The organism is Microcystis sp. M31BS1 (assembly GCF_020245285.1).
In the GTDB taxonomy this organism is placed as follows: domain Bacteria; phylum Cyanobacteriota; class Cyanobacteriia; order Cyanobacteriales; family Microcystaceae; genus Microcystis; species Microcystis panniformis.
In genome coordinates this window covers 1-10,079 of record NZ_JADBVE010000129.1, presented here as the reverse complement: position 1 = coordinate 10,079, position 10,079 = coordinate 1, and the positions used below count along the sequence as shown (strand labels likewise).

Below are 10,079 nucleotides of genomic sequence, written 5' to 3'. Positions count from 1 at the left end.
TTTGGTAACATCCTTGGGAGTAATGATAGTACAATAATTTTATTTTAATCCTAAATCTGGTTATTAAAGACTGATTACCTAGCATTTATTATTATGGTAATATTTCTAAGGATTACCAGAAAAGAAAGAGCGCCACGCTGCTGTGCCGATCGCTCCTCCTAAAAGGATAATTAACGTCCAAACTTGATTTTTTTGGGTTCCTTCCAGCTTTTCTAGTCTTCTATCCATCCCATCGACTTTCTCAGTTAGTTTTGCTTGTCCTACCTCTAGCTTAGTTAGCCGTTCGTCGATTTTCTCAAATTTCTGGTTAATATCCTGTTGCAAGGTATCGATTTTTTGGTTAACTTCCTTGATGCTGTCTTTGATTTCCTTGAGGACGGATTCAAGACTATAAGTAACGGTTTCGTTAGACATTTTGGTAACATCCCTGGGAGTAATGATAGTACAATAATTTTATTTTAATCCTAAATCTGGTTATTAAAGACTGATTACCTATTGCCTCTCCTGATATGTAGGGAAGCACAATTATTTGTAGGATGGGTTAGCAGTAGCGTAACCCTTGCAGGTGTTGGGTTTCATGCTTCAACCCAACCTACATTCTGTCTTTGATTTCCTTGAGGACGGATTCAAGACTATAAGTAACGGTTTCGTTAGACATTTTGGTAACATCCCTGGGAGTAATGATAGTACAATAATTTTATCTTAATCCCAAATCTGGTTATTAAAAACTGATTATTTATTGCCTCTCCTGATATGTAGTCTATACTCAACGGATTTAGTATAACTATCTCTGCCATTAATTTTGAAAAATGCTATAAATTTCCTCGGCAATATTTCTGCTACCTCCGGACTCTCCCACTCTAATTTTGCCATTTTCTAAACATCTGTGTAAATAACGAGAATCTGCCAAAATATCAATAATTTTAACCGCGGCATTTTTAAATAAATTTCCCTCCGTGGGTTTCTGTCCAATAGTTATCACCGATTCCCCTAATAAGCGCATCTGTGCCTCAGCAAAAGGATAGGTAAATTGGGGACCAAATCCGGGTATTTGTAGGACGGGTTTTCCTAATCCTACTGCTTGTTCTACTGCTGTACCCGCCATGGCTAAACAAGCGTCACAATGGTGTAGAATATCCGCAAAAGCATCACGATAACAGCACAATAAAGCCCCATTTTTCTCTAATTTTCCCGCTCCTAAATAATGCCATCCTTCTTGTTTAGCTAAATTTTCTAAGTCGGTTTCTCTGATACTAGGAATGATAGCAGCCCGAAACTGTATCGGTTTAATTTTAACTATTTCCTCACAGACTTGTAACTGTAAAGCCAAATTACTCAAAGCTTCGGGTAAACGACTCCCCGCTAATAAAGCAATCATGGGAATTTGACTATCTAATTCTAAATCTTTACCCGTTGGTGTTAGGACATCCATAATCGGATAACCGGCAAAAATTGCTTTTTTAATACCCCGATTTTCTAGGTCTGTTGCTGTATATTTATCCCGGGTAAAAACCCTTAAACAATTCTTCGATCTTAAACATAATTTTGTCAGTAAAGGTAATTTAATTGTGCCTTCGTAATAACTGGAAGTAGAAACAATAAAAGCCACAAAGGGACGACCAGTTAAACAAGCGATCGCAATCGGCACGATATCCCCCACTGCTATCAATAAATCACAATCCTTGCTAACTTTAAAAGCTGCCTGAATTTGTTTAATAGTTAGACCGATTAATCCCGCACCAATATCCTTAATCCAATTCAAAGGATTGGTATAAATAATTCCCCCCGATGGCATAGTGGCAGTGGGGGCAATAATTGGTACTGACAATTTTTGATAAGCTTTTCCCTCTCCCACTAAAGGCAAAGCAGCTATAGATAATTGGGGCTGAATTTTTTGTAATTCCCCCAGAATTAAACTAGCATTTAAATCCTCACCATGACCATTACTAAGAAATAAAACCTGTTTAAGCATCGATTTGTTATCCTCTATATTCCCTTGCTGCCAAAGAAACCGCCACCGTCACCGATTTTGCTTCTATTTGCTTGCTGACTAGCAAAGTATCGCCCATTTTTAAAGCGGCAGCTTCAGCGACGCTAGGGGTTCCTTCTTTCTTGTGGACAATAGCTGAGGGATTGGGGACATTAATATCTCTCAACTCCTCAGCAGTAAAGGTTTTTAGTGGCAATCCTTGCTCTTGACAATAGGCAATTAAACCCCGTTCATTAGCTTTGATGTCAAGGGTGGCAATACCGGCAATAGCGGCTAAAGAGAGGTGATAACGCTTAAAAACATCCCTAATTGCCCTATCTATGACCGCTTTCTCCGTCCCACGGATGCAACCTATTCCTAGCCATAATACTCGTCCATGGTACTGCACTTTTACCCCGGAAGGATCGGGGTAAAAACCAGGTTGGCTAAAACCAGTCCACAGGGGACCTATCCCGATTAAATCGATTGCGGGTGAGTGGAAAGTAGGGGAAGCGCTAGTCATACAAGACTACAATATTTTTACCGGTTGAAATTGTTCGCCTTCGTCCAGTTGCCAAGCTTGTAAATCGATCGCTCGTCCTGAAACGACGGAGACAATTAAATAAGTATATCCTGACCAGGCTAATTGGCGATCGATTTCCGAGGGAATGGCGGCATGATCGGGATGGGAATGATAGATACCGATAATTTCTAGCTGGTTTTCCCGCGCCGATTTTTGAGCTTGTAAAAGCACTTCTGGAGCAATACTAAAGCGGTTTTTCCTATTACCTGACCAGTTATTTTCTGTGGTTTGCACGGTGATCACTTGGGCTGCGGTTTCGGTAATTTTTCCCAAGAGTAACCCACAACATTCTTCGGGATAGGTGGATTCTGCGTGGGTGAAAATACGCTGGGAAATTTGGTCTGTAATCAGGATCATAAGGGAAAATTTTCAAAACCTATTGATGTTAGTTTGCTTTGGCTATAGGGAACTTGAAAACTGGGTGCATCTCAATTTGGTCGAAATATCTATAGGACATTTTGTCCGTACGCGATGCGCCCTTACCATTGGCGCAATAATATTATTGTAGGGACTAATTGCCTTCGCTCTCTTTTAGTAACTTCTGCATCGCTGACTTAGGAATAACTTATTCTTGGCCGGTTCCAGCCAATGTTAAATTTATCTTATTGTTCCCTAACCTTTGCCACTGAACTGATAAATGTCGATCGATTTTCGCAATCTTAATACACTTTGGGGTTCTATTTTAGTCGAAACATTGGCCCGTTTGGGATTGAAGATAGGGGTGGTTTCTCCCGGATCGCGATCGACTCCTTTAACGGTAGCCTTGGCAAGACATCCCCAGATTGAAGCTATTCCCATCTTAGACGAGCGCTCGGCCGCCTTTTTTGCCCTGGGATTAGCCAAACAATTATATCAACCGGTGGTTTTAGTCTGCACTTCTGGCACTGCCACGGCTAATTTTTATCCCGCAGTCATTGAAGCAAAAGAAAGTCATGTCCCTTTATTAATTCTAACCGCCGATCGCCCCCCAGAATTGCGTCATGCTCACGCCGGTCAGACTATCGATCAAGTCAAACTCTACGGTAATTATCCCAACTGGCAAGCGGAAATTAGCTGTCCTAGTGCCAATATCGAGCGTTTACGCTATCTCCGTCAAACTATCATCCACGCGTGGTGGCGCTGTCTCGATCCTGTCCCCGGAGTGGTGCATCTGAACTTACCATTTCGGGATCCCCTCGCACCAACTCCCGATCTAGAAATTAACAATTTAGAGGCTAATTTTGACCAAGAGGCTTTTTTTAGCCACATATCTCGGCAAAATATGCCAATTAACCACTCAATTCTCCAAATTAATTCTTTACCCTCCAAAGGAATTATCATCGCGGGATTAGCTTCCCCGCAAAACCCTGAAAGTTACTGTCAGGCGATCGCTGATTTAGCCCGATCGCAACAATATCCCATCTTAGCGGAAGCTTTATCTCCTCTGCGAAACTATGCAGGGTTAAATCCCCATCTGATCACCACCTATGATTTATTATTGCGGAATCCTGCCATTAAAACCCAATTAACCCCCGATGTTGTCCTGCAAATTGGCGAATTACCCACCAGCAAAGAATTACGGACGTGGTTAGAAGAAATCGACTGTCCTCGCTGGATTATCGATCCCCATCCCGATAATTACGATCCTCTACAGGGAAAAACCGGACATCTCAGGGGAAATATCGAGCAATTAGGGCATCTATTCCCAGAAAAACCCGATAATAACCGAGAATATCGAGAATTATGGCAAAAATTCGACCAGCAAGCTAGATTAACCATCGATCGCCTTTTGGCAGCAGAGACTAAACTGATTGAAGGAAAAATCCCCTGGCTGCTCTCCCAATACCTCCCCCCCCGCACCCCGATCTTTATCTCTAATAGTATGCCTGTTCGCTATGCCGAGTTTTTTAACCCGCCTAGCGATCGCCAAATTCGTCCCTATTTTAATCGCGGGGCCAATGGCATCGACGGCAACCTCTCCACTGCTATAGGAATAGCTTATAAAAATGTCCCTAGTCTGCTATTAACGGGAGATTTAGCCCTATTACACGATACAAATGGTTTTTTAATCAAAAAATATTTTGTTGGCTCCTTGACCATAATTTTAATCAATAACAAGGGGGGAGGCATTTTCCAGATGTTGCCGATCGCCAAATTTGACCCTCCCTTTGAAGAATTTTTTGCCACTCCCCAAAATATCGACTTTTGCCAACTCTGTCACACCTACGGTATCGATTACCATTTAATCAGTGATTGGACTGATTTTGAGCAAAAAATCGCAGTTTTGCCGGAATCAGGGATAAGATTACTAGAAATATCCTGCGATCGAGCTTTTAATACCCAATGGTTCCTCAGTAATTATGTGTAGGTTGTGGGGTGTGGGGTGTGGGGTGTGGGGTGTGGGGAAGTGGGGAGAATAAAGCTGCCTATTGCAAGAGTGCCTATCCTGATAGGTAGCATATACTCAACGGATTTAGTATTAATTCCCTTTTTCGAGAAAGTGAATACAATGGGTGGAAAGCGCGTAAAAAAGGCCCGATGAATCGACAAAGACGGCAAAAATCCAGACAAATTTCTCTCCCTAGATATTCTATCTTTCCCCCGGAACAATGGCGATGGGGAGTGACTTCTTTGGTGATTAGTTTGGTCTTGTCCCTACTGATTTTAAAACTGAATAGCTCTAGTCTCTCCACTGCAACCATAGATATTTTTAATCCCTCCACTGTGGGGGAGAATTTAGCCGGTAAGAGTCTAGATGAGTTAGAAAAGCAGAAAATCGCCGAATTTTTGCAAATTAACCCGCCAGAAACCGAATTAACCCTCGATCGCACTCCTTTGTTTATTCTCCACGATACAGCTTGGAGTATGACTGCGGGTAACATCGAAGAACAGAAAAAATATGCTCGCGGTCCGATGAAATTGGGTCCCAATGTTTACATCCCCCGCAAACCGCATTCCAGGGATAGAGATATTTTAGACTCGATCGCCCGGCCTTTTTTTGAACGTCACCGTCCCACGGCCACTTTTTATGAACAAGCAGCCGAAATGCTGCCCGCAGACACCAGAGATCAATTAGTGCGTCAACTGTGGCAACTTACCCCAGAAACCATCCGCGTCAAGGGTTTTGCTCTTGCTTTAGAGGGTGTTCCCTTGAGTACGCGATCGGCCCCTGAGTTAGAAAAAAGGGCGAGAATTTGGTTAAATACGCCTTCAGAAGCCGTCTTTAAGCGTTTAGTCAAGCAATATCCCATAAATTACTTTGATGGGGCAAAAACTACCGCATTATGGGCAACAGAAGCGATTTGTCAGCAGCTATCCCACCCTAATTGCGATCGCTTGCGACCAATTTTTGCCGAAAGAAATCGTCGGGTTATCTCCAGCGTTAACATTGAACTGGTACAAGTGCCGGGATCCCACTGTTTGACCAAAGGACGCTTGCAACCCCTCCCCGGTTACAGCGATTTTCAATACCAACAAACGGCGAAATATTATCTCCTCGCAGCCTTACAAACGGGACAATTACCGCAAATTGTCAGCCATTTTGCCGTGGATAGTTTTCTGATTAATCAAGGAAAATATCCCCATTGTGACCCCCGGGGTTTTGATCTACAACGTCTCTACAATCTCATCAGTGAAGCTTTGGATTATGACCCTGGCACTGTTTATGGTATCGTTCCCCGTTACGGCACAAATATTATAGCTGGTGATAATATTTGGTGGCATAATCGAGTTTTTGACGCGGCCAATTTACCCACCACTTTAAATTAGACCTGATCATTTAGAAATATCCACTTCTCCCAAAGCTTCTAGATAGGTAATCGCCGCTTCTAAAGGAGAATCGTAGCTATAGGAAAACTCCTCAAACCAGCGTCCTTCCTCCGATTTGGCATCCAATTTATCTAACCATTGCTTCGCCTTTTTAGTTAAAGCTTGTCGCTTACGCTGCTGTTTTAATGCCGCTGCTTTTTCTTTTTCCGCTGCCTCCTGTTGTTGCCTTTCTTGGTTTTCTAAGGCTAAAGCTTTTAAAAGCGCATCGGTAGAAGAATCGCCGGCATAATTAACCTTAAATTCGGACGGAGAACGATCTTTTTCTTGGCGAGAAGAAGGGGACGGCATCGGTTTTTCCTGATCCCGTTTCTGGTATTCTGCCTTCATTTGTGCCAGTAAATCTTCTATTGCTCCCATAATGATCAAGTTAGAAAGTAAAAAGTTAAAAAGATAATTACTCTGATTGCCTCTGCCTTAATAACTAAGTAGCTGGTTATAATTACATTGAAGATGGATCCCCCCTTGATAAGGGGGGTGTCTAACAGTTTGTAACACCTAACTACTTAATAATGGGTTCCCTTATTTTTCCAAACGGACCACATACCATTGTAAATAACCCTCCTCACCCAGGTCTAACTCGCAGTAATTATCGCGCAGATAGAGAGCTTTTTCCTCAAAACTAGAGAATTTCGCCAATTGTCGGGGACAAATCTCCGGTTTTGCACTGATTAAATCTTTTAACTTATCCCGCAACTGGTCGGGAGTCTGGAATTGTTCAGGTTGATCGGCCTCGAGGACAAGAAAATAGTCCCCTTGATACATAATAGAATCGGGCATCGCTGTTTGATAGTCTCAGTAGGAAAATTTTTTGGCTATCTTTACCACTTTATCGCCTCAAAGCTCGATCGACACCACCACTATGACAGACCATCTCACCAATCCCTTTCTCAGTCTCCCCTACGAAAGCGCCATGCAGGACTTGGGGGACCAATACTACGATCAAGTTGCGGCCGCGGATTTTCCCCATCATATCCTTCGTTTTCGCAATGATGCTTTATTACCTTTGGTGGGAATCCAGCCAGAATTAACCTTAGATGAGCATTTTATCGAGGCTTTTGGCAAATTTCAATCCCTGACCCCCTTTTTGGCCCTGCGTTACCACGGTTATCAATTTGGCGAGTATAATCCTTTTTTAGGGGATGGTCGCGGTTTTCTCTACGGTCAAGTTAGGGGTATTGATGGCAAATTATACGATTTTGGTACGAAAGGATCGGGACGGACTCCCTATTCCCGTCATGCGGACGGTAGGTTAACTCTCAAGGGTGGAGTTAGAGAAGTCTTTGCTGGGGAAGCTTTACGCGGTTTAGGGGTGAATACCTCTCGCTGTCTCAGTTTGGTGGAAACGGGGGAATCCCTCTGGCGCGGTGATGAACCTTCCCCGACGCGATCTTCGGTGATGATTCGAGTTAGTAATTCTCATATTCGTTTCGGTACTTTTGAGCGTTTATTTCATATTAAACGTGCCGATTTAATTAAAAGACTCCTCGATCATGTGATTATTTATTATTATCCTGAAATCGATCACCAAGATAGCGATCGCTATTTAAAATTTTACGCCGCTTTGATTGAAAGAACCGCTAAATTAGCAGCCCAATGGATGGCCGCAGGTTTTTGTCATGGGGTTCTCAATACCGATAATATGTCAATTACTGGGGAAAGTTTCGATTATGGTCCGTACGCTTTTATTCCTTCCTATAACCCCCAATTTACGGCGGCCTATTTCGACTACGGTGGTCGTTATAGTTACGGTAATCAGCCTTTTATCTGTCGCTTAAATCTAGAGTTACTGCAATCTCCCCTGGCCATGGTTGTCTCTTTGTTAGAGTTAGATATGGCTTTGGCTAACTATGACCAGCATTACAATTTTTATTATCAAAAAATGATGCTCAAAAAGTTAGGTTTTGAGGATATTTTTACTCCCGAATCCGCTTTACTGGTCAGCAAAACCGTGGAAGTTCTCCAAGAAACTGGCCTCGGTTATCACGAATTTTTCTATCAATTAAGTGAACAATTTAACTACGGTTGGCGAGAAAATAGTTCTCTAATTCTTGAAAATATGGATTTACCGAAAGCTGATTGGCAACGTTGGCAAGAGTTATATAGTTTGGTCTTAAATCAATTACCCCTAGATTCCTTGTCTCAAATTGGCGATACCTTAAAGCATTATAATCCTAAAACCGCTTTACTTAGACCGCTAATCGAATCGGTTTGGGAAGCAATTACTTATAACGATGATTGGCAACCTTTCCAAGAATTAGTGATAAAATTACAAAATAAACAGTAATTAAGTAAGAGGACAAAATTAATTTCTTGGTTAGAATAGGCAACAGGTAGTTAAATATGTGTAATTAATTATCTCTAGCTACTTATTTAGGTCATTTCCTGAAATGCGTTGGACAAAAATTGACCAGACTTGGCGATCAATGTTTCCCTTCTAACCATTAAGATTGCCAAAATAATAGTAAAATTTTGTGACAAAGTGCCGTCAGATCTAAGAATCTTTGCCAAAATTCTAGAAAGCTTCTGTGATCAGTCTCCTTAAAAGAGATTGTTTGCAGTAAACTAATCTGGCTAACAGGCTTTTGGGTGTGATATGGGGAAAGTTTCTTGCGATTGTACTAAAATGAGGTAATATGCCGAAAGTTGACCCATATCGTTACTCTGGAGAGTGTTGTGCAGAAAGTTGACCTATAATGTGTAGTTAGGCTGACAGACTCTACCAAATTTTAAAAGCAGGTCTAATCACAAAAGAGAGTGCAATTAGTATGTTGCTCAGAAATGTAATATGGCTCTTCGGTTTGTGTTATGCAATGGACGGGAGTTATAAGGGATGGACCCCTTATATAGAAAGGCATTTAGCGATTTTTGTTAATTGTTTTTTTCTAGAGCGAACTAATCAATTAAGTCTCTTGCCAGATAAGGATTTAGTCGATTTATGCCCCCCTATCGAACCATACCAAGTAACGAAGAACCTGTAATATTCACAATTGGCGTACTTCTGGTAATAGTTATCTGTATTTGTTTGCCAAATGCTATTGGTGTTATATTTTATTGGGATTCCATGTTTAACAATAAGGGAATGTCCGGATTGGGATTCCTATTGAGTTCTGTATTTTTGGTACTTGGCTTGGCGATCTCTACAAGTTTAGAAATCGTCTTGGTGGGAGTGCTAGTTTACAAAAATTGGATTTCTCAATCAATTGGAACGATAACCTTTCTTTTGCTTTTGACGATCATTGTAATTGCCTTGATCTCATGGAGAAAGTTGAGGAATTTGGACAAAAATTGACCAGACTTGGCGATCAATGTTTCCTCTCCAATCATTAAGAGCCGTAGGGTGCGTTCCCTAATGGGGGTCTTACTGCTCCACCGATCGATTTTGGGGAACGCACCATGCACATTGATTGAAGTTGTGAGTTTAAGTGCGATGCTGAAGGCACTGCGTAGCAGATCGCCTCCCCTCGTAGGTTGGGTTGAGCGAAACAATACTGGGTCGAAAATAGCTTAATTCACTTGAAAAAGCGAAACCCAACCACCCCAAAGGTTACTCTGGCTGCCAAAAATGAGCGCACGATGAGTCCCTTGACATCCTCGCCGCACTTTTAGGGCGGCGATTCCTAAACCTCACGATTTAAGTTTCTGCTTCCACCACCGTCGCATACCACAGTTAAAAAACCATGTACTGTCTTACACAGAGTCCACAGACTTTCGCCCCATTTC

10 protein-coding genes are annotated in these 10,079 nt (G+C 42.0%); 4 read left to right on the top strand and 6 right to left on the bottom strand.

Going from position 1 to position 10,079, the window contains the following annotated elements; translation table 11 throughout:
• Positions 1–105: 105 nt before the first annotated feature.
• From IM509_RS07370 to IM509_RS07355, 4 genes are all read right to left on the bottom strand, one after another.
• Positions 106–414 (bottom strand): DUF4164 domain-containing protein, encoded by a 309-nt coding sequence (locus tag IM509_RS07370; RefSeq protein ID WP_185237428.1) that lies wholly within the window; start codon positions 412–414, stop codon positions 106–108.
• A 382-nt stretch (positions 415–796) separates the two neighbouring features.
• Positions 797–1,972, bottom strand: a complete 1,176-nt coding sequence (locus IM509_RS07365) for a lipid-A-disaccharide synthase-related protein (RefSeq protein ID WP_185237427.1) — start codon at positions 1,970–1,972, stop codon at positions 797–799.
• 7 nt (positions 1,973–1,979) lie between these two features.
• A complete protein-coding gene (locus IM509_RS07360) occupies positions 1,980–2,492 on the bottom strand; it encodes a cobalamin biosynthesis protein (protein ID WP_185237426.1) in 513 nt (170 codons plus the stop codon).
• Positions 2,493–2,498: 6 nt separating this feature from the next.
• Positions 2,499–2,909, bottom strand: coding sequence for a M67 family metallopeptidase (locus IM509_RS07355; protein ID WP_004162447.1), 411 nt, complete (start codon positions 2,907–2,909; stop codon positions 2,499–2,501).
• Positions 2,910–3,189: 280 nt separating this feature from the next.
• Here IM509_RS07355 and menD point away from each other — a divergent pair, with 280 nt between their 5' ends.
• Together menD and IM509_RS07345 are read left to right on the top strand one after the other, a co-directional pair.
• Positions 3,190–4,899, top strand: a complete 1,710-nt coding sequence (gene menD, locus IM509_RS07350; protein WP_185237425.1) for a 2-succinyl-5-enolpyruvyl-6-hydroxy-3-cyclohexene-1-carboxylic-acid synthase — start codon at positions 3,190–3,192, stop codon at positions 4,897–4,899.
• A 170-nt stretch (positions 4,900–5,069) separates the two neighbouring features.
• Positions 5,070–6,299: a hypothetical protein gene (locus IM509_RS07345; protein WP_185237424.1), complete on the top strand. Its 1,230-nt coding sequence runs from the start codon at positions 5,070–5,072 to the stop codon at positions 6,297–6,299.
• A 6-nt stretch (positions 6,300–6,305) separates the two neighbouring features.
• On the opposite strand, the gene IM509_RS07340 is transcribed toward IM509_RS07345, so the two are convergent.
• Positions 6,306–6,716 (bottom strand): salt stress protein, Slr1339 family, encoded by a 411-nt coding sequence (locus IM509_RS07340; RefSeq protein ID WP_072927272.1) that lies wholly within the window; start codon positions 6,714–6,716, stop codon positions 6,306–6,308.
• 162 nt (positions 6,717–6,878) lie between these two features.
• A complete protein-coding gene (locus IM509_RS07335; RefSeq protein WP_072927270.1) occupies positions 6,879–7,136 on the bottom strand; it encodes a CRR7 family NDH-1 assembly protein in 258 nt (85 codons plus the stop codon).
• 82 nt (positions 7,137–7,218) lie between these two features.
• On the opposite strand from IM509_RS07335, the gene IM509_RS07330 reads away from it, so the two are divergent.
• On the top strand, positions 7,219–8,643 hold the full coding sequence (locus IM509_RS07330; RefSeq protein ID WP_072927268.1) for a protein adenylyltransferase SelO: 1,425 nt from the start codon (positions 7,219–7,221) through the stop codon (positions 8,641–8,643).
• A 526-nt stretch (positions 8,644–9,169) separates the two neighbouring features.
• The gene (locus IM509_RS07325; protein WP_185237423.1) at positions 9,170–9,337 is read left to right on the top strand and encodes a hypothetical protein; all 168 of its coding nucleotides are present in this window, start codon (positions 9,170–9,172) and stop codon (positions 9,335–9,337) included.
• Positions 9,338–10,079: the final 742 nt, after the last annotated feature.

Coding starts and splice junctions, on each gene's coding strand:
- IM509_RS07370 (WP_185237428.1), bottom strand. CDS start 414: ATGTCTAACGAAACCGTTACTTATAGTCTTGAATCCGTCCTCAAGGAA.
- IM509_RS07365 (WP_185237427.1), bottom strand. CDS start 1,972: ATGCTTAAACAGGTTTTATTTCTTAGTAATGGTCATGGTGAGGATTTA.
- IM509_RS07360 (WP_185237426.1), bottom strand. CDS start 2,492: ATGACTAGCGCTTCCCCTACTTTCCACTCACCCGCAATCGATTTAATC.
- IM509_RS07355 (WP_004162447.1), bottom strand. CDS start 2,909: ATGATCCTGATTACAGACCAAATTTCCCAGCGTATTTTCACCCACGCA.
- menD (WP_185237425.1), top strand. CDS start 3,190: ATGTCGATCGATTTTCGCAATCTTAATACACTTTGGGGTTCTATTTTA.
- IM509_RS07345 (WP_185237424.1), top strand. CDS start 5,070: ATGAATCGACAAAGACGGCAAAAATCCAGACAAATTTCTCTCCCTAGA.
- IM509_RS07340 (WP_072927272.1), bottom strand. CDS start 6,716: ATGGGAGCAATAGAAGATTTACTGGCACAAATGAAGGCAGAATACCAG.
- IM509_RS07335 (WP_072927270.1), bottom strand. CDS start 7,136: ATGCCCGATTCTATTATGTATCAAGGGGACTATTTTCTTGTCCTCGAG.
- IM509_RS07330 (WP_072927268.1), top strand. CDS start 7,219: ATGACAGACCATCTCACCAATCCCTTTCTCAGTCTCCCCTACGAAAGC.
- IM509_RS07325 (WP_185237423.1), top strand. CDS start 9,170: ATGGACGGGAGTTATAAGGGATGGACCCCTTATATAGAAAGGCATTTA.